This window comes from Burkholderia sp. AU31624 (assembly GCF_020420065.1).
GTDB lineage: Bacteria > Pseudomonadota > Gammaproteobacteria > Burkholderiales > Burkholderiaceae > Burkholderia.
On record NZ_JAIZRT010000002.1, the window covers coordinates 94,793 to 114,188 of the forward strand.

Sequence of the window (19,396 nt, forward strand, 5' to 3'; positions counted from 1 at the left end):
TTATCGACGATACGAGAACGTAATAAGAAATTTTGATTCGTTGAAAAGGAGGATGACGCAATGAAATTAGATCGAGGCGGCGCATCGCCCGCCGACGCCGCACCGGCGCTCGATCGCATCGACCGCGCGATCCTGCGGCAACTGCAGCAGGACGCGTCGATCTCCAACGTGAGCCTCGCGGCGAAGGTGAAGCTGAGCGCGCCGGCGTGCCTGCGGCGCGTCGAGCGGTTGAAGGAAATGGGGCTGATCCGCGGCATCGTCGCGTTGCTCGACCCGAAGCCGCTCGGTGCAGGGATGCTGGTCGTGATCGGCTTCGTGCTCGATCGCTCGACGCCCGAAGCGTTCGCCGCGTTCGAGAAGGCCGCGCAGAAAGTGTCGGGGTGCGTCGAGTGCCACGTCGTGACCGGCGAATTCGACTACTTCATGCTGGTGCGCACGCGCGACAACGACAGCTTCAACCGGCTGCACGCCGAACAACTGCTGTATCTGCCGGGCGTGCGGCAGGTGCGCTCGTTCATGGTGCTCAAGGAGATTCTGTCGACGCATGCGCTGCCGTTGTAAGTACGCGTGTTCGACGAGTGCGCGCCGGACTGGCGCCTGGTATCCCCGTCAACCCGTCCATTTGCCGACGAACCGGCGACAGTCGCCCGACACCGCCGAAAGGGACCGAACGAAACGCGCGCAAGCGCATTGCACCTTCACGACGCCGCGCGAAGCGATCGCGTATGCTCGTCGCGTTCGGTGGCGAAGGCGGCCACCTGAGCCGATTCATTCGTGTGACGACCCATCAACGAGCGAGGACAGCATGGCCAAACAGACGATGGCGGAATATCTGGCGAAGACGCTGGCGGCAGCGGGCGTCGAGCGCATCTGGGGCGTGACGGGCGACAGCCTGAACGGCCTGTCGTTCAGCCTGAGCCAGATCGGCTCGATCCGCTGGATGCATACGCGGCACGAGGAAAGCGCCGCGTTCGCGGCCGGCGCGGATGCCGCGTCGACCGGGCGGCTCGCGGTGTGCGCGGGCAGTTGTGGCCCCGGCAACCTGCACCTGATCAACGGGCTCTACGACTGCCACCGCAATCACCAGCCGGTGCTTGCGATCGCCGCGCACATTCCGTCGACCGAGATCGGGCTCGGCTACTTCCAGGAAACCCATCCGCAGGAGCTGTTCCGCGAATGCAGCCATTTCGCGGAGCTCGTGACGAACGCGTCGCAGTTCCCACGCGTGCTCGCCCGCGCGATGCGTACCGCGATCGACGAGCGGGGCGTCGCGGTGGTCGTGCTGCCGGGCGACATCGCGCTGGGCGACGGCCCGGAAGAGGCGCCGGCGTGGAGCGAATCGTCACCGCCGTCGATCCTGCCGGCCGATGCCGATCTCGACCGGCTCGCGGCGCTGCTCAACGCGTCCGACGCGGTCACGCTGCTGTGCGGCAGCGGCACGCAAGGCGCGCATGACGAGGTGGTCGCGCTGGCCGACACGCTCGGGGCGCCGGTCGTGCATGCGCTGCGCGGCAAGCAGTTCGTCGAATGGGACAACCCGTTCGACGTCGGGATGACCGGGCTGATCGGCTTCAGCTCGGGCTATCACGCGATGGAATCGTGCGACACGCTGCTGATGCTCGGCACGGATTTCCCGTACCGGCCGTTCTATCCGTCGAACGCGAAGGTCGCGCAGATCGACTGGAAAGGTTCGCAGCTCGGCCATCGCGCGCCGCTCGCGCTCGGCCTCGTCGGCACCGTGAAGGAAACGATCGCGGCGCTGCTGCCGCGCCTCACGCGCAAGACGCAGCGGCGTTTTCTCGAGAACGCGCTGAAGCACTACGCGGCGGCGCGCAAGGGCCTCGACGATCTCGCGGTGGCCGAGCCGCCGGGCCGCGCGATCCATCCGCAATATCTGACGAAGATCGTCGACGAAGTCGCGGCGGAAGACGCGATCTTCACGGCCGACGTCGGCACGCCGACGCTGTGGGCCGCGCGCTACCTGACGATGAACGGCAAGCGGCAACTGCACGGCTCGTTCAATCACGGCTCGATGGCGAACGCGATGCCGCAGGCGCTCGGCGCGCAGGGCGCGCATCCGGGGCGGCAGGTGGTGTCGCTCTCCGGCGACGGCGGGCTGTCGATGCTGCTCGGCGATCTGCTGACCGCGCGACAGCTCAAGCTGCCGATCAAGATCGTCGTGTACAACAACAGCCTGCTCGGCTTCGTGTCGATGGAGCTGAAGGCGGCCGGCTATCTCGACACGAACGTCGACCTGAGCCCGACCGACTTCGCGGCGATCGCGAAGGGCGCGGGCATCTTCAGCGTGCGCGTCGAGCATTCGGAGAACGTCGAGGAAGCGCTGCGCATGGCGTTCGCGCATGATGGGCCGGCGGTCGTCGACGTCGTCACGTCGAAGTACGAGCTCGCGATGCCGCCGAAGATCGAACTCGCGCATGCGAAGGGCTTCAGCCTGTTCATGCTGCGCGCGATCCTCAGTGGGCGCGGCGACGAGATCGTCGAGCTGGCGAGAACCAACCTGCGGTAATGCGGTGCCGCGCGCGATGCTGCAGGCAGCGCGCGCGGCGTAACGCATCGATGAGCGTGCGGGGGCGTTCGTCACACGCGGCTCGGCTTCGCCGAAGTTTCGCGGCGCGACGAGGACGACGAAGGCTTGCCGTTCGCGGACGTCCTGACGCGCTCGACGCGTTGAACGAGTGGGCATGTCGACCGCCGACGACCTCGCCGCGATCGAGACCGCACTGCAGCAAATCGGGATCGTCGGCGAGCGCTATCCGGCGCACTTCCAGCAGCGCATGGACCGCTGACCGGGCGCGCCAGCTGATCCGGCACGAATTGATCAGGCAAATCAGGGTCAATCTTCACGTCAGCTTAAGTTTGCGTTTCCTAGAATCGATTGACACGTCGCGTGTACAGCGACGGACCGATTCGCTTAGGAGGAGGATGCGCATGAACCCAACCCGTGTCGCCGTAGCCCCGTTCCGCGCGGTCATCGGCACGCCGCCGCTGGCCGCGCAAGCGCCGGAGGCCCGCCGATGATGTGGCCGAACGCGTGGCGTGTCTCGGCACTGTTCGTGCGCGAGTGGGTCGGCCGTCCGGCCGCGGTGGGCGCGTTGTGCCCGAGTTCGCGGCAGCTGGCGCGCGAAATGGCCGACGCGGTGCCGGACGGCGACGGGCTGGTCGTCGAGCTCGGCGGCGGCACCGGCGCGATCACCGCGGCGTTGCTCGAACGCGGTGTCGCGCCGCGGCGGCTCGTCGTGGTCGAACGTTCGCCGGCGTTCGTCCAGCATCTGCGGCGACGCTTTCCAGGCATCACGATCGTGTCGGGCGACGCGCGGCAGCTCGAGCGGCTGCTGCCGCCCGATGCACGCGTCGACGCGATCGTGTCGTGCCTGCCGCTGCGCACGCTGCCGCGTCAGGACGTGACGGCCATCATCGACCAGTGCCATCGCGTGCTGTCCGCCGACGGCGTGATGATCCAGTTCACGTACGACCTGCGGCCGCCCGGCCGTCATCCGCTCGGCGATTCGGCATTCGTTGCCTGCGGTAGCCGGATCGTGTGGGCAAACATACCGCCTGCGCGCATCGTGACCGTGCGCAGCCTCACCGCCGAACACGCGGAATGACGTCGCCTCCCAAGGGGGCGCTCGATCGTGGCGCCTCGCTCTAGCCTTTCATAAATCCTTCTGACCCTTCCAATTTCCATTCATATTGCCGTCACATCAGGTTCCTACCATCGCCTTTCATTTCGAAAGCATCAATGGCGGGGGGAGCTGGCAACATGAATCGAATCAAACTGGCGGCGCTGCTGTGCGCGGGCGCCTTTGCACTGGCCGGATGCGGCAGCGACGACGGCCCGACCAGCAGCACGTCGCCCGCGCCCGTGCAGGCGGCGGCGCGCAACGTGATCTTCTTCCTCGGCGACGGCATGGGGATCACGACGTTGACGGCCGCACGCATCTACGCGGTCGGTGAAGACGGCGCGCTCACGATCGATACGCTGCCCGAAACCGCGTTCGTGAAGACCTATTCCAACGATGCGCAGGTGACGGACAGCGCGCCGTCGATGTCGGCGTACATGACCGGCGTCAAGACCAACAACGAAGTGATCTCGATGTCGCCCGACACGAAGGCGATCGAGCCGACCGCGAGCCTCACCGGCAACTGCGGTGCGAACAACGGCAAATCGGCGACGACGCTGCTCGAGATCGCGAAGGCGCAGGGGCTGGCCACCGGTGTCGTGACGACCACGCGCGTCACGCATGCCACGCCGGCGGCAACGTATGCGCACGTGTGCCATCGCGACGCCGAGAACGACATCGCCGCGCAGCTCGTGCCGGGCGGCGCGGGCTACAACGGCGCGCTGGGCGACGGCGTCGACGTCGTGCTCGGCGGCGGCACGCAATTCTTCGTGCCGAAGGACGGCGGCGGCAAGCGTACCGACGGGCGCAACCTGGTCAACGAGCTGAAGGCGAAGGGCTATGCGGTCGCGCAAAACCGCGACGACCTGCTGGCCGCGGATGCGACGAAGGGCGGCAAGCTGGTCGGCCTGTTCGCGTCGAGCCACCTGAGCTACGACCTCGATCGCGGCGCGACGAAGGAGCCGAGCCTCGCCGACATGGCGACGCGCGCGCTCGACGTGCTGCAGAAGAACCCGAACGGCTATTTCCTGATGGTCGAAGGCGGCCGGATCGACCACGCGCTGCACGACACCAATGCGAAGCGCGCGCTGCAGGATACGGTCGCGTTCGACAACGCGATCAAGGCCACGATCGACAAGGTGCGCAAGACCGATCCCGACCTGAAGAACACGCTGATCGTCGTCACGGCCGACCACGACCACACGCTGGTGCTGAACGGCTATGCGGCGCGCACCGGCAAGACCGAGGCGGGCAAGCCCGGCGTGCTCGGCGTGCTGCGCAGCTACCAGACCGGCGCGGTCGCGAAGGATGCGGACGGCGCGCCGTACACGATCATCGGCTTCGGCAACGGCGAGAACCGCGTGCAGGGCAGCCGAGCGGGCACCACGCTCACCGACGCGGTGACGGGCGCCGACGACTATCGCCAGGAGGCGGTCGTGCGCATGGACAAGGGCAACGAGACGCACGGCGGCACCGATGTGTTCCTCGGTGCGATCGGCCGCGGCGCGGATGCGTTCCACGGCGTGATCGAGAACAACAAGGTGTTCGAGCTGGTGCGCAACGCGGTGCAGCTGTGAGCGCCGACCATACGGGTACAGGGGAATACAGGATGTCGACCATCAAGTGCATCGCGGCGGCGCTGGCCGTCGCGGGTTTCGCGTGCGGCGCGGCGCAGGCCGCCGGCCAGGCGAAGAACGTGATTTTCTTTCTCGGCGACGGCATGGGGCCGACGACCGTGACGGCGAGCCGGATCTACAAGGTCGGTGAGTCGGGACAACTGACGATGGAGAAGCTGGCCCGCACCGCGCGCGTCAAGACCTTCTCGAACGACGCGCAGACGACCGACAGCGCACCGTCGATGGCCGCATACATGACCGGCGTGAAGATGAACAACGAAGTGCTGTCGATGTCGTCGGACACGCGCGCGGTCGCGCCGGGCAGCGACGCCAACGGCAACAAGACGGTCAACAACTGCGCGCCGGGCAACGGCCAGCCGGTCGCGACGCTGCTGGAGCTCGCGAAGGCGCGCGGCAAGGCGGTGGGTGCGATCACGACGACCGAACTCACGCACGCGACGCCCGCCGCGACCTATTCGCACATTTGCCATCGCGATGCGCAGTACGACATCGCCGCGCAGGCGGCGCCGGGCGGCGCGGGCTACAACGCGGCGCTCGGCGACGGCGTCGACGTGCTGATGGGCGGCGGCCGCAACCACTGGACGCCGTTCGATCCGGTGGCGAACAAGCGCGGCCGCGCGGACGGGCGCAACCTGCTCAACGAGATGAAGGCGAAGGGCTACACGGTCGTCGCGACCCGCGATCAGCTCGCGCAGGCCGGCAACGGCAAGCTGGTCGGTCTCTTCAGTTCGACGAGCCATCTCGAGTACGAACTCGACCGTGTCGCGGGCAAGGGCGAAGGGCCGACGCAGCCGAGCCTCGCCGAGATGACGTCGAAGGCGATCGACGTGCTGTCGAAGAATTCGAACGGCTATTTCCTGATGGTCGAGGGCGGCCGTATCGATCACGCGCTGCACGGCACCAACGCGAAGCGCGCGCTGGAGGACACGGCGGCGTTCGACGAAGCGATCCGCGTCGCGCTGTCGAAGGTCGACCTGTCGAACACGCTGATCGTCGTGACGGCCGACCACGACCACACGATGACGATCAACGGCTATTCGAAGCGCGGCAACCCGATTCTCGACATCAGCCGCAACTATCGCGACGGCCAGCCGAGCAAGGACGCCGACGGCAACACCTACACGACGCTGGTGTTCGGCAACGGCGCGAACCGGCCGAACGTGCGCGCGTCGGTCGATTCGGCCACCGCGACGAACGAAGCGTATCTGCAGGAAGTCGGCGTGCGGATGGGCAGCGCGGGCTCGGAGACGCACGGCGGCGGCGACGTGATGCTGTTCGCCGACGGCGCGGACGCGAAGGCGTTCAAGGGCACGATCGACAACACGAAGGTGTTCGGTCTCGTGCGCTCGGCGTTCGGCTTCTGAATCCGTTGACTTCATGAGGAACGGGAACGCCCGATGAAACGTCAGCTTCTCTGCGCGCTCGCTTGCGGGTGGGTTGCGCTGCCGGCCCTTGCAGCGGCCGATCTCGACGCCGTGCTGCTGCACGAGAGCCGCACGGTGACGGCCGATGGCGTGACGCGCACGACGATGTATCGCGAACGGATGGTGCGGCGCGACGGGCATGTGTGGGTCGAACGCGTGCTGCCCGTCGCGGCGGCCGGCGGTCATGGCGACGATCACGACCATGATCACGACGCGGGCGGTCGCACCGGCGTGCAGCCGGCCGCCGCCCACGCGGGCCGCGCGGGCCACAAGCATTTCAACTTCCAGGCAGCCGCGCGGCATGTGACGTACGACGGCAAGACGGCGCGCATCGAGTACGTGGACGCGGCGCACCGGACGGTCGTCAGCGTGCCGCCGGCCGAGTACGAAACCACGGGCTTCGACGGCTCGTGGGACAACGCGTACTACGTCACGCCGCCGTCGCAGTTGAAGCGGCTCGCGGCGGTGAAGCGCGGCGACGTACCCGGCACCCGCTGGTACGAGCAGGCGGTCGACACGCCCGGCGCGCGCGGCGTGAACCGGATCCTGTGGAGCGAGACGCTGCAGGCGCCGCTGTCGGTCGAATACCGGAGCGCCGACGGGCGCGTGGTGCGCAAGCTGACGCTGACACCGGCGCCGGCCGCGCGGCGCGAGACGTTGCCGTGGCAAACGCTCGCCAGCTATACGCGCAAGGAATACGCGGATTATCTCGACTGATCGGCGAATTCGACCATCTGTACGCGGGGCTTGCGGTCAGGCCAGCCGGTATCGTCAAGCGATGCGGCCGGGCCCTGGCCGATTTTTTTTGCGGCTGGCCGGCAGCCATTGCCGATGACACGCTAGAAGCGCGCACCGTCCGGCACGCGCGTTGAAGGCCGCGACGCGACGCGCTTGATGAAACGGTCGAGCGGTGTCGCATAGCCGCGCGCGATCGCCGCGCTCAGTGCCGCCGACAACACCAGATACGCAATCAGCAACAGCAGCTTCGTGTCGCCGTGCGTGGCCGACGGCGGCCAGACGGTGCGCAGCCCGCCGAGCACGATCAGGTGGAACAGGTACAGCTCGTAGCTCAGCTTGCCGGCGCGGCCCAGCGGCGCGAGCAGGCGGCCGTGCACGCGCTCGCCGCTGACGTGCGCACCGATCAGCAGCACGGCCGTGCCGAGCGCCATCGCGGTGACGCCGGCGACATGGCTTTCCGCAATCGGCCAGGCGAGATAGAGCGCGGCCATCGCCGCCGCGACGGGCCATTGCACGAACGGCGCGGCCAGCCGCTGCCCGTTCACGCGTTCGGCCAGCAACGCGGTGCAGCAGCCGATCGCGATCCCGTCGAACGACGCGAAGTACGCATAGAGGAACCCGCCTTCGTCGCCGGCATGCGTGAAGCGGTACACGGGTCCGATCGCGGCGATGACCACCCAGAACGCGACCAGCCGTGCATCGCGGCGCAGCGCGATGCACAGCAGCGGGAACGACAGATAGAACACCTCTTCGACCGACAGCGACCACAGCACACCGAGCGCGTAGTTGACCCACCCGTATGCGCCGATCAGCACGTTCATCCAGAACGTCAGCGACGCGAGGTTCACGAGCCAGAACGACACGGCGATGCCCTCCGGCGCATGATTCTGGAAGATCGGCACGCCGGCCGCTGCGAGACCGTTGACGAGCGCGAGCAGCAGGAGCAGGCACGGGACGATGCGCGCGAGACGCGACACGTAGAACGCACGCACGTCGACCGCGCCGAGGCTACCCCAGCGGCGGCGCGCATTCGACGTGATCAGATAGCCGGAGATCACGAAGAACATCGTCACGCCGTAGTTGCCGTTGCGCGCGATCGCATGCACGGCATCCCAACCGAATACGCGTGCCAGCGACGTGTCGCGCAGCGAGTAGGGGATGTTGAAGTGGTGCAGCAGGACGAGCACGATCGACACGCCGCGCAGCAGGTCGATCCGCGCGTTGCGCGGGCCGGTGCTCATTGCTGCCTGCCCGGTTCGGCGAGGGCCGGCAATGTTGCCAGGAACGTATCGCGTGCGCGCAGGCCGGCGTTTGGCGTCTGCCGCTCGTCGTCCTGGATCAGGTACGCGAACGCGACCTTGCGCGGCCCCTTGGCCGCCCAGCCGACGAACCAGCCGTACGCGTGCGACGCATCGTACTTGCGCCCCGGCGACCCGGTGCCCGTCTTGCCATGCACGATCCAGCCGTCGGGTTGCGTGTCGATCAGGGTGATGCGTTCGGTCATGTCGTACGCGTGTGCGCTGACCGGGAGCGTCCGGTTCGCGATCTTGCGCATGAAGGCGACCTGCTCGAGCGGCGAGATGCGCAGCGACGCGTTGACCCATGCGCCCATCACGCCGTTCAGTTCGCCCGCTGGACTGGTCGCGTCTTCGTTGCCGTAGCCGAAGGCGGTCGTGTACTGCTGGAAGCGCGCCTGCCCGAGCGCCTGCGTGACCTGCTGCGAGTACCAGAAGATCGACAGCTTCATCCAGCGCGCCGGGTCGGTCGGCGCGCGCCACGGTGCGCCGCCCCAGTCGGGGTAGCCGGCGTGGAAGTCGAGCGTCGGAGTGTGTGCGTCTTTCAACACGCCCGCATCGAAGCCCATCAGGCTGATGGCGACCTTGAACGTCGACGCCGGCGTCACGCGGGTCGCGCAGTCGCCTTGCTGCACGAGCATCTGGCCGGTGGCGGCGTCGGCGACGACGGTGCAGATCGGGCGGGCATCGGAAGTCGCGGCGGCCAGGAGGCCGGCGGCGAAGGTGAACAGCGCGCGGCGCCAGTGCTTCAAGTGACACTCCTTCGGGTGGGGTGGCGCACAGTGTATCGACGGATGGCCGGCTGTCGACCTGTCATGGTTGACGGGACGGCAGGCGGTTCATGACACGGGATGACACGATCGAACCCGGATATCCGGGGATGTCGTGCAGTCACGGGGCAATGCGCCGCCGATCAATATCCGGCAATGGCGTAATAGATCCCGAGGCACGCAACGGCGATGAGCGGGAGCGCGATGGTGTTGAAGGCAATACGACCGATGCCGCGCAACCATGAAAAAACCCGCCGGCAGGCTGGCGCTTGCGGGCGGGCAAAGACACCTCGGGCAGACCCGCGCGGGTGTCGCGTGAAGAACGGAGAACCGGGTTACATCAGAACTTGTGGCGCAGCGCGACGCGCACGGCCACCTGGTTCGACGTCGACGACGGCGCGTCGGTACCGGGGATGAACGCGTTGTCGAGGATCGAGTTCGTCTTGTCGCCGGCGATGTGCTGGTACGCGGCCTGCACGTACACGTCGGTGCGCTTCGACAGGTTGTAGTCGGCCATCAGCCCGGCCGAATGGATCTTCGGCTTCGCATTGCCGGTCGATGCGTCGTACTTCTCGAGCGACAGCACGTACTGCGCGCCGACCATGAACGCCGGCGTGACCTGGTACGAACCGTTCAGCTCGAAGTTCTGGTACTTGATCGCGCTGACCGTCGCGCCCGGGGCGATGATCGCGCCCGGCGTGCCGAGGTAGCCGTTGCCGGTCGGGTTCTTGTAGTTCGAGTTCGTGTACGCGAAGCCGACCGTCGCCGGGCCGAACGTGTAGTTGATGCCCGCGCCGAACACGCGCATGCGCTCGGCGATGTAGCTCGCGTCGTTCGCGGTGATCGCGCCGGCCGAGCCGTTGCCCGGATGGTTCGCCTGCAGGTACGCGGCGCCGATCAGCAGGCCGTTGTTCTGGTACTGTGCGCCGAAGCTGTACGCGCGGTTGTCCGAGAAGCTCGTGCTGTTGCTGAAGCTGTATGCGCCGCCGAACTGGAAGCCGCCGAAGTTCGGGCTCGCGTACTTCACCGTGTTGTCGAGGCGGAACGAGTTGTCGGTGTTGTCGTTGTCGAACGGGTGCGCGAGCAGGTAGCCGCCCCAGTTGCCGTTGGCCGTGGTCGGCGCGAGATAGTCGACGACGGAGTCGTACTGGCGGCCGAACGTCAGCGTGCCGTACTGCGCCTGGCTCAGGCCGACGTACGCCTGGCGGCCGAACATGCGGCCGCCCTGGTTGAGCCGGCCAGTGTTCACGTCGAAGCCGTTCTCGAGCTGGAAGATCGCCTTCATGCCGCCGCCGAGATCCTCGCTGCCCTTCAGGCCCCAGCGGCTGCCCTGCGCGTAGCCGCTCGCCATCTCGTAGACGTGGCCGGTGCCGACGTTGTTCGTGTAGTTCAGGCCTTCGTCGATCACGCCGTACAGCGTGACGCTGCTTTGCGCGAACACGGGGGCCGCGAAGGTTGCCGTTACGGCGAGCGCCGTCAGGGTCTTTTTCATTGAGAGATCTCCGGGATATCCAGCTGGTATCGGTTGTCGTGAGCGCGCCCGGCGTGGCGCGCCCCGTCATCCGGGGCGACCCGATGCAGCGCGCGCGGCGCCGGGTCGCGCAACGCGCGGCGGCGCGGCAACCGGCAGCGTCGGGTCGTGTCTCCTCCGATGACACCGCGCATTCTTCCCAAGCCGGCACGGAACCGAAAGCGAGTAATTTCGATGGATGGGATCGGGTTCGCCAATGGGGGCGCGACAGGCCGTTTCGACAGTCGAAACGGGGCGTGGCGTGCCGCGCTGCAACGCCGGCCGCGCAACGGCCGAACGTGGCAGCGACGCAGCCCGCGCCGGGCCATGTACGGGCTCGGAAAATCGGCCGCGAGGCCCGTCCGGCGGGCCTGGCAGGGGTGCCGGAAGATCGATTGACGCCGCCGATTGCAATGATCGGAATTACTCGTTTCCCTAAACAAATTGGCGGCTGAAACATGCAGGCTGACCGGACGTGGATGCGTTCACGCTTCGCCGGTCGCCGCGCACGCCGCGACGCACAAACAACAGATTCGATTTGGAGACGACCCACCATGCAGATTCGACGACTGAAAACGGTCCTTCTCGCCGCCGCGGCGATCCTGTCCGCGCCTGCCGCCCATGCGGCCGGCGGCGCGTGCACCGACGGCAAGACGGTCCATTTCGCGGGCATCACGTGGGAAAGCGGGTCGTTCGCGACCGAAGTGCTGCGGCAGATCATGGAGAAGGGCTACGGCTGCAAGACGGACGTCGTGCCGGGCAGCACGGCCGCCACCGAAACGGCGCTCGCGCGCAACGACCTGCAGATCTGGGCCGAGCAGTGGACGGGGCGCAGCGAGATCACCGCGAAGGCCGTGTCGTCGGGCGCCGTGAAGCTGATCGGCGACACGCTGCCGGGCGGCACGACGGAAGGCTGGTTCGTGCCCGACTACGTGGTGAAGGGCGATCCGGCGCGCAACATCAAGCCGGTCGCGCCGGGGCTCGTGTCGGTCGACGATCTGCCGAAGTACAAGCAGGTGTTCGCCGACGAGGAGGAGCCGGACAAGGGCCGCTTCCTGAACTGCCCGACGGGCTGGGACTGCGAGCGCGTGAACACGCGCCTGTTGCGCGTGCTGAAACTCGACCAGTCGTACACGAACTTCCACCCGGGCACGGGTGCTGCGCTCGACGCGGCGATCGCGTCCGCGTACCAGCGCGGCGCGCCGATCGTGTTCTATTACTGGGGCCCGGCCGCGCTGATGGCGAAATACAAGTTCACCGCGCTGAAGATGCCGGCCTATAACGAAGCCTGCTGGAAGACGTTGCGCGACGAGAGCAGCACGCACCAGTGCGCGTCGTCGTACATGGTGTCGCGGCTGACGGTCGGCGTGTCGAAGCCGTTCGCCGAGGCGAACCCCGATCTCGTCGGCGTGTTCGGCAAGGTGCGTTTCCCGATGGACTTCCTGAACCAGACGATCCTCGAGATGACCACGAAGAAGATCGACGGCGCGGCGATGGCCACGCAGTTCCTGAAGACCCGCCAGGACATGTGGAAGCAGTGGGTGCCGGCCGACGTCGCGCAGAAGATCGCCGGCAGCCTGAAGGGCGCGTAACCTGCGCGCGGCGGCGGGCCCGCGCCCGCCGCCGCCGTCACGCGCCTTCGCGGCGCGACGGAGACTCAACATGAACGGCTTCTTTCTGCACCTGTCGATCGCCGACTGGGTGAACAGCGCGCTCGAGACGTTCGTCGCGCAATACGGCGACGGCTTCCATCACTTCAGCGTGCTGGTGCTGCGCTACCTGCTCGTGCCGCTCGAAGGCGCGCTGCGCGTGGCGCCGCCGTGGCTCGTGCTGCTGGTGGTCGGCGCGATCGCGTGGAATGCGACGCGCCGCATCGGCCTCGGCGCGCTCTTCATGCTGCTGCTTTACGCGATCGGCTGCTTCGGCCTGTGGGACAAGCTGATGCAGACGCTCGCGCTGATGCTCGTCGCGACGGTGCTGTCGGTCGCGATCGGCGTGCCGGTCGGCATCCTCGCGTCGCGCAGCGCGTGGCTGCGGCGGATGCTGCTGCCGGTGCTCGACGTGATGCAGACGCTGCCGAGCTTCGTGTACCTGATCCCGGTGCTGATGCTGTTCGGCCTCGGCAAGGTGCCCGCGATCCTCGCGACGATCATCTATGCGCTGCCGCCGCTGATCCGCCTGACCGATCTCGGCATCCGCCAGGTCGATCCGGACGTGACGGAAGCCGCGCGCGCATTCGGTACGACGCGCTGGCAGCTGCTCGTCAACGTGCAGTTGCCGCTCGCACGGCCGAGCATCATGGCCGGCATCAACCAGACGACGATGATGGCGCTGTCGATGGTCGTGATCGCGTCGATGATCGGCTCGCGCGGGCTCGGCGAGGACGTGCTCGCGGGCATCCAGACGCTCGACGTCGGCAAGGGCACGCAGGCGGGCCTCGCGATCGTGATTCTCGCGATCGTGATCGACCGGATCAGCCAGGGCTTCGGCCAGGAGCGCCGCGCCCGGCGGCGGCTCGCGCAGCAGCGCCGCCAGAAGGGCGCGTCGCGCGTGCCGTACCGGCTGCCGCGCAAGGCGCAGTCGGCGGGCGTCGATTCGAATCAGGCGACGCAGTCGTCGCGGGCATAGGAACGGAGACAGACATGGCGACCATCGACGTCAAACACGTGTACAAGCTGTTCGGGCCGCAGGCCGCGCATGCGCGCGTGCTCGACCTGCTGCGCTCGGGCAAGCGCAAGGCCGAGGTGCTGGCCGAAACGGGCTGCAACGTCGGGCTCAACGACGTGAGCCTCGGCATCGAGTCGGGCGAGATCTTCGTGATCATGGGGTTGTCGGGTTCCGGGAAATCGACGCTGGTGCGGCACTTCAACCGGCTGATCGAGCCGACGGCCGGCGAGATCGTGATCGACGGCCGCGACGTGATCAAGCTCGACGCGCACGGGCTGCGCGAGCTGCGCCGCTTCAAGGTCAGCATGGTGTTCCAGAACTTCGGGCTGCTGCCGCACCAGACCGTGCTCGACAACGCCGCGTATGCGCTGCGCACGCGTGGCGAGAAGCGGCACGATGCGGCCGAGGCCGCGCGCAACTGGCTGACGAAGGTCGGGCTCGACGGCTATGGCGATCATTACCCGGACGAGCTGTCGGGCGGGATGCGGCAGCGTGTCGGGCTCGCTCGCGCGCTGGCGGCCGATACCGACGTGCTGCTGATGGACGAGGCGTTTTCCGCGCTCGATCCGCTGATTCGTACCGAGATGCAGGATCAGCTGCTCGAGCTGCAGGCGACGCTCGCGAAGACGATCGTGTTCATCACGCACGATCTGGACGAAGCGTTGCGTATCGGCGACCGGATCGCGATTTTGCGCGACGGCACGCTCGTGCAGGTCGGGACGCCGGACGATATCCTGTCGCGGCCGGCGGATGATTATGTCCGGCGGTTCGTGGAGAAGCGCACGAGCGTGAATTGACGGGAGCATGAAGAACGGCACGCCGCGACGGGCAGCGTGCCTTTTTTCGGCGCCACGGCGACGACACGTGATCGTCCACGAAAAACCGCCGCGAGTCTCGTGGACACGCGGCGGTTGCGTCTTGATCGTCGAGCGCCGATCCGTGATCAGTAGTCCCACAGAACCGGCACGAACCGGAATCCGTCGCCGTTCCTGGCGATATGACCGATGGACGGAAACGCGACGTGCGCGGCGGCCAGCAGCGCGCCGCTCTCGGCGGCTTCATTGAACAGCGCGATACGCACGGCGGCAGCCGTTTCAGGATCGTGCTCGAAGCCGTTTTGCCACTCGGGATGATCGAAGTTGACTTCGAAGATCGCATCGCCCGCGAACGTCAGCTTCTCGCCGTTCGATGCGATGTCCACGACGCAGTGCCCGGGCGTGTGCCCGCCCGTCACGCGCGCCGACACGCCTGCGGCGACTTCCACGGTCTGGTCGAACTGGACGATGTTTTCGCCGTAGAGCGTCACGAACTTCTCGGCCGCCTTGCGCAGGGCCGGCGGCACCGTTTCGGGCATCACCGTCTTGCTGAAGTCGGGATTTTTCCAGAACGCCACTTCCGCGGCCGACACGTGAATGCGCACGTCCGGGCGCAGCCTGGCCTTGACGCCGTCGACGTTCAGCCCGCCGACGTGATCCATGTGCATATGGGTAATCACGATATCGGTGAGCGCGGACAAATCGATGCCGGCCGATTCCAGACGCATCACCGACTTCCCGGCGCGCGTGAAGTATTCGAAGCCGTCGCCCACGCCGGAGTCGATCAGGATCAGGCGTTCGCCGCTGCGCACGAGCGCGATGTTCAGCGCCCAGTCGAACATGTCGCGTTGCAGGAAACGGCCGTCGAACCAGGCATTGCGGTCCGCTTCGCTCACGTTGGTGGACATGGTGGAGGTCGGCAGCGGCAGAATGCCGTCGCTGATCAGCACGACGTCGACGTCACCCACGCGGACGGCGTAGCGGGACGGCACGAGTTCGCCGGAACCTGGCTTGCCGAGGTCGGAGATAACCGGCTGAACATTGCGGGTGGTTTCGCTCATCATCAATAGTCCTATTCATCGAGTGGGGTAAGTCGCACTGCAGGGTGCGGTTCACGAGCACGACCACGAATTTCGCGCGTTTCGCTTCGCTCGCCTTTCAACCGGGCGTGAGAAGGATTGTAGTCAGGGGGATGAAAGGCGGAAGCACCGCGAGCGCACACATCATGTTGTTCGACCGGCAACAATCGACGACGGGCGGGAAGCGATGGGCAAGGCGACGGGCGGATGGGTCGACGTGCCGTTCATCGACCGAGACGCTTCATTTCCGCAGACGGTTGCGTGGTGGCTGCACGCCGTGTATGAGGTAATTCGGCCGGACGCGCATGCGCTTGCGACCGGGACGTCCCCGTGAAACGTGAAGCGGCCTGCCGACCCGCGGCCGCTACTTCGTGCCGAGCACGCAAGCGAGCGGATGCGACGGTACGCCGTTGCGATGGACGGCAGCCGACGCCCGGCGTCGGTCATGAGGCGAGCCAGCGTGTCGGGCAGGTGCGCATCGTACGGCGCGCGCTCGATGTCGCGTCCGGTAATCGCGGCGATGCCACTGCGTCTGACGACGCGACGCAGTTCGCCCAGGCCGTTGGGTTCCGTGCGCTGCACCGCAGCGGGACGTGCATCGCCATTCCTTCGCGTCCGCCGGCCGGAATCCTCATGCCAATCGATCACCCGATCCGCGCGTGCCGGCGCTACCCGCTGACGGGCGCCGAAGAAAAAAGGCGACCTATCACATTCGAAACATTTCTGAATGGCGCTTTATCGGGGCTTTTAACGCCTCGGCGGAATGAATTCGCGCGCGTCCTTGCCGGGGCGAGGGTTTGCGATCGAGATCGAATATCCGGCACGACAGGCAAACCCGAATGCGGCCCCAACGGCAATCTCAAAAATGAAACATCGCGCATTTGCCGTGCCCGCGCCGGCCTGATCGGCAAGCCCTTGAATGAAAACGGGAAAGGCATCTGCGCATCGCGGACGCCGCGGTATCGTGCCGCTCCGCACGTTTCAGCGTTGAAACATGAGTGGCGTGCCGGCGTCGCGCGGGGCTGGCCATCTCGCATGGAAAATCCCACGGTCTCTTGGTATTCGGGCCGCTTGGCGGCGTGGCATCGCCGATGCGTGTTGTCGTCCGGATTGGTGCGGTCGGCCAAGCCGTTCCTCGTTACTTCAGGAGGATTTCATGCGTAAGACTTTATTGGCGTCCGCTGCGCTTCTCGCCCTGGGATGCAGCGGCTACGCGATGGCGAATCCATGCAGCAGCAATGCCAGTTCGACGTGCAGCCAGAAAGCGGATGACGGATCGAACACGCTCAGCAATTCGGTCAGCTCAAGCCAGACCAGCACCACCGGGTCCAATGCAAATGAAGTCTCGCCTGGCGCGAGCGTCTATCAGGATTCCTACAACAGCACCAAGATCGTCGCGATCAGCAAACTCGACGGGTACGTGAGCAATGTCCAGGTCTGGGGCATTGGCAACAACGCGACCAATTCGGGCAGCGCGGCCGGCGGAAGCGGTGGCAAGGGCGGCAATGGCTACGGCTACGGCGGCGCGGGCGGTAACGGCGGCGGCGGCGGTGCGGGCGGCGGCGGCGGGAAAGGCGGCAGCGCGCATAACGGCAGCGCCACGGCAGGCAACGCCAGCAACGGCAGCGCGACGGCCGGCACCGGCAACGGCGGTGGCGGCGGAACCGGCGGTTCGCCCGACGCCAGCGGCGGGGCCGGCGGCAAGGCCACGGCGAGCGGCGGCTATGGCTCCGGCAAGGGCGGCGGCGCCATCGCGGCTTCGGTCGGCGTAGGCGGCTCCGGCACGGGCGCCGGCACCGGCTGGGGCGGCGGCACCGGCACGGCCGATGCCGGTTCCGCATGGGCCAAGAATCATGGCAGCGGAAGCGCGTCGGCATCGGCCGGCAGCGGCACCGGTACGGGCACGGGCACCGGCAGCGGTTCGGGTAGCGGCACGGGCGGCGCAGGGTCGGCAGGCACGTCGACGGCTTCGGGCGGATCGGGCTCGGGTACCGGCGGCAGCGGTGCGGCCGCGGGCGGCACCGGCGGCGCGGCGACGGCCGCGGCGGGCAACGGCGGAGCCGGCGGCGCGGGCACGGGCGGCGGCGCGGCGAACGGCGGCGCGACGACGACGGCCAGCAACGGCAGCGCGACCGCGGGTAGCGGCGCGGTGGGCGCGATGGGCGGAGCCGGCGGCGCAGGCGGCGCGGGCAACGGCGGCGTCGGTAACGGCGCGGTCGGCGGCGCGGGCGGCGCAGGCGGAGCCAATACGGTCAACGCGGGGACATTCAACATGTCCAACGCAATGGCGAGCGTCGGCCAGACCGCGGCGGGCATCATGGTCGCCAACCAGAACAGCGGCATGGCGTCGCTCGTTCAGCAGGCCGTGACCGTGCAGGCCAACCTGTCGGTCGGACGTTAGAACGGCCGGCTGGTCCCGGCGAGCCGGATGCGTCGACGCGGGCGCTGGCGAGCCCGCGGCTCGCGTTCCATCGCCAAGGGACTGGCGCGCCGGCAAGGGCGGGATGGCCGAATGGCCGTCTCGCTCTCGTCGGCGCAGGCCGGGCCGATTTCCGTCGATCGACGGTCACGCGGATTCGGCTCCCCGTGCGCCCGGTTCGTGCCGGTTCGCGCAGGGACCAAGGAGACAGCCATGCGAATCCGAACGGCACTTTCGCAGGTGATATTGCCCGCAGCGCTGCTGCCGGGCCTGACGGCCCATGCCATGGCCGATGAGGCGCGAACCGTCGCGGTGGAGTCCGCCGCCGGCGTTGCGCCGGGCGCTGCCCCTTCCCCATCCGCCGCACGCACGGATCAGGCTGATCCGGCCGCGACCGTCTCACCCCCGGCGGCGGCGACACCCTCCGCGACGGGCGCCGCGGCCGCGCCAGCGGCCAGCTTCGGCGTCGCGATGACGCCCGACCAGCTCGACGAGCATCGGGGCGGCGATGCGCTGATCGGCCAGAACTATCTGACCGGCACGGTGGCCGACAACGTCGCGAACCGGGTGTCGACCGGCTCGAATGCGATCACCGACGGCTCGTTCGCCAATGCGAGCGGCCTGCCGACGGTCATCCAGAATACCGGCGCGAACGTGCTGATCCAGAACGCGACGGTGCTCAACGTGCGCTTCGGGAATTGAGCGATGAGACAGGTTGCCGCCGCGCGCATCGTGGCGCTCGCGTACGCGCTGTCCGGCCCGGCTGCATCGGCGGACGAGATGACGATCGTCGATCCGGCGGGCGCCGGTTATGCGATGCACGTCACGAGTCTCAAGGAAGCGCGGTTCAAGCGCACCGTCAAGCAGCAGTTCGATTTCAGTTGCGGGTCGGCCGCTGTCGCGACGCTGCTGACTTATCAGTATGACTATCCGATGACCGAGCAGACCGCCTTCGCCCAGATGTGGGAGAACGGCAATCAGGAGAAGATCCGCCAGCAGGGCTTCTCGCTGCTCGACATCCGGCGTTTTCTGGACGCGCACGGCTTCGTCGCGGACGGCTTCGAGTTGCCGTTGCAGACGCTTGCGAAGACGCACACGCCGGCGATCGTGTTGATCACCGAACACGGCTATCACCATTTCGTGGTCGTGAAGGGGCTGCGTGACGGGCGTGTGCTCGTCGGCGATCCGGCCACCGGCACGCGGCCGATGTCGCTGGCGAGTTTCGAGCAGAAGTGGGAAGACCATGTGATTTTCGTGATCCACAACCGGCCCGAGCGGGCGGTGTTCAACGATCCGCGGGACTGGCGCGTTGCGCCGAGCGCGCCGCTCTACACCGGCATTGCCCGCGACGGCCTGTACAACGTCGTGATGCCGAAGCACGGGCCGAGCGACTTTTGAGGA

At 67.4% G+C, this 19,396-nt stretch carries 17 protein-coding genes; 13 read left to right on the top strand and 4 right to left on the bottom strand.

Annotated features, from left to right (window positions below):
- Nucleotides 1-60 precede the first annotated feature (60 nt).
- From LGM89_RS05605 to LGM89_RS05630, 6 genes are all read left to right on the top strand, one after another.
- Nucleotides 61-561, top strand: a complete 501-nt coding sequence (locus LGM89_RS05605; protein ID WP_089497880.1) for an Lrp/AsnC family transcriptional regulator — start codon at nucleotides 61-63, stop codon at nucleotides 559-561.
- 244 nt (nucleotides 562-805) lie between these two features.
- Nucleotides 806-2,527: a ubiquinone-dependent pyruvate dehydrogenase gene (gene poxB / locus LGM89_RS05610; RefSeq protein ID WP_226272528.1), complete on the top strand. Its 1,722-nt coding sequence runs from the start codon at nucleotides 806-808 to the stop codon at nucleotides 2,525-2,527.
- 508 nt (nucleotides 2,528-3,035) lie between these two features.
- Complete coding sequence (locus LGM89_RS05615; protein WP_226272529.1) at nucleotides 3,036-3,626, top strand: class I SAM-dependent methyltransferase; 591 nt, start codon at nucleotides 3,036-3,038, stop codon at nucleotides 3,624-3,626.
- A gap of 155 nt (nucleotides 3,627-3,781) precedes the next feature.
- Entirely contained in the window at nucleotides 3,782-5,218 is a 1,437-nt protein-coding gene (locus LGM89_RS05620; protein ID WP_226272530.1) for an alkaline phosphatase, read from the top strand.
- Nucleotides 5,219-5,250: 32 nt separating this feature from the next.
- Complete coding sequence (locus LGM89_RS05625) at nucleotides 5,251-6,642, top strand: alkaline phosphatase (RefSeq protein ID WP_166889152.1); 1,392 nt, start codon at nucleotides 5,251-5,253, stop codon at nucleotides 6,640-6,642.
- A 33-nt stretch (nucleotides 6,643-6,675) separates the two neighbouring features.
- Complete coding sequence (locus LGM89_RS05630; RefSeq protein ID WP_226272531.1) at nucleotides 6,676-7,419, top strand: hypothetical protein; 744 nt, start codon at nucleotides 6,676-6,678, stop codon at nucleotides 7,417-7,419.
- 122 nt (nucleotides 7,420-7,541) lie between these two features.
- Here the strand turns inward: LGM89_RS05630 and LGM89_RS05635 are convergent, their stop codons facing one another.
- From LGM89_RS05635 to LGM89_RS05645, 3 genes are all read right to left on the bottom strand, one after another.
- Complete coding sequence (locus LGM89_RS05635) at nucleotides 7,542-8,681, bottom strand: acyltransferase family protein (RefSeq protein WP_226272532.1); 1,140 nt, start codon at nucleotides 8,679-8,681, stop codon at nucleotides 7,542-7,544.
- Complete coding sequence (blaOXA, locus tag LGM89_RS05640) at nucleotides 8,678-9,487, bottom strand: OXA-1043 family class D beta-lactamase (RefSeq protein WP_226272533.1); 810 nt, start codon at nucleotides 9,485-9,487, stop codon at nucleotides 8,678-8,680. Before blaOXA ends, LGM89_RS05635 begins: the two co-directional genes overlap by 4 nt.
- Nucleotides 9,488-9,845: 358 nt before the next feature.
- Nucleotides 9,846-10,997, bottom strand: a complete 1,152-nt coding sequence (locus tag LGM89_RS05645; protein ID WP_226272534.1) for a porin — start codon at nucleotides 10,995-10,997, stop codon at nucleotides 9,846-9,848.
- A 572-nt stretch (nucleotides 10,998-11,569) separates the two neighbouring features.
- On the opposite strand from LGM89_RS05645, the gene LGM89_RS05650 reads away from it, so the two are divergent.
- The 3 genes from LGM89_RS05650 to LGM89_RS05660 all read left to right on the top strand — a co-directional run bounded on the left by LGM89_RS05650 (nucleotide 11,570) and on the right by LGM89_RS05660 (nucleotide 14,479).
- Nucleotides 11,570-12,607 carry an ABC transporter substrate-binding protein gene (locus LGM89_RS05650; protein ID WP_089497872.1) on the top strand — a complete coding sequence of 346 codons (1,038 nt, stop codon included), beginning with the start codon at nucleotides 11,570-11,572 and terminating at the stop codon, nucleotides 12,605-12,607.
- 70 nt (nucleotides 12,608-12,677) lie between these two features.
- Nucleotides 12,678-13,643, top strand: coding sequence for an ABC transporter permease (locus LGM89_RS05655; protein WP_089457454.1), 966 nt, complete (start codon nucleotides 12,678-12,680; stop codon nucleotides 13,641-13,643).
- A 14-nt stretch (nucleotides 13,644-13,657) separates the two neighbouring features.
- Complete coding sequence (locus LGM89_RS05660) at nucleotides 13,658-14,479, top strand: quaternary amine ABC transporter ATP-binding protein (RefSeq protein WP_226272535.1); 822 nt, start codon at nucleotides 13,658-13,660, stop codon at nucleotides 14,477-14,479.
- A gap of 146 nt (nucleotides 14,480-14,625) precedes the next feature.
- On the opposite strand, the gene LGM89_RS05665 is transcribed toward LGM89_RS05660, so the two are convergent.
- Nucleotides 14,626-15,558 carry an MBL fold metallo-hydrolase gene (locus LGM89_RS05665; protein WP_226272536.1) on the bottom strand — a complete coding sequence of 311 codons (933 nt, stop codon included), beginning with the start codon at nucleotides 15,556-15,558 and terminating at the stop codon, nucleotides 14,626-14,628.
- A 651-nt stretch (nucleotides 15,559-16,209) separates the two neighbouring features.
- Between LGM89_RS05665 and LGM89_RS05670 the strand changes: the two genes are divergently transcribed.
- From LGM89_RS05670 to LGM89_RS05685, 4 genes are all read left to right on the top strand, one after another.
- The gene (locus tag LGM89_RS05670; protein WP_226272537.1) at nucleotides 16,210-16,740 is read left to right on the top strand and encodes a hypothetical protein; all 531 of its coding nucleotides are present in this window, start codon (nucleotides 16,210-16,212) and stop codon (nucleotides 16,738-16,740) included.
- Nucleotides 16,733-17,977, top strand: a complete 1,245-nt coding sequence (locus LGM89_RS05675) for a hypothetical protein (RefSeq protein ID WP_179254927.1) — start codon at nucleotides 16,733-16,735, stop codon at nucleotides 17,975-17,977. The genes LGM89_RS05670 and LGM89_RS05675 overlap by 8 nt, the downstream gene beginning before the upstream one ends.
- 111 nt (nucleotides 17,978-18,088) lie before the next feature.
- A complete protein-coding gene (locus tag LGM89_RS05680) occupies nucleotides 18,089-18,697 on the top strand; it encodes a hypothetical protein (protein WP_226208163.1) in 609 nt (202 codons plus the stop codon).
- A gap of 3 nt (nucleotides 18,698-18,700) precedes the next feature.
- On the top strand, nucleotides 18,701-19,393 hold the full coding sequence (locus LGM89_RS05685) for a C39 family peptidase (RefSeq protein WP_226208164.1): 693 nt from the start codon (nucleotides 18,701-18,703) through the stop codon (nucleotides 19,391-19,393).
- Nucleotides 19,394-19,396: the final 3 nt, after the last annotated feature.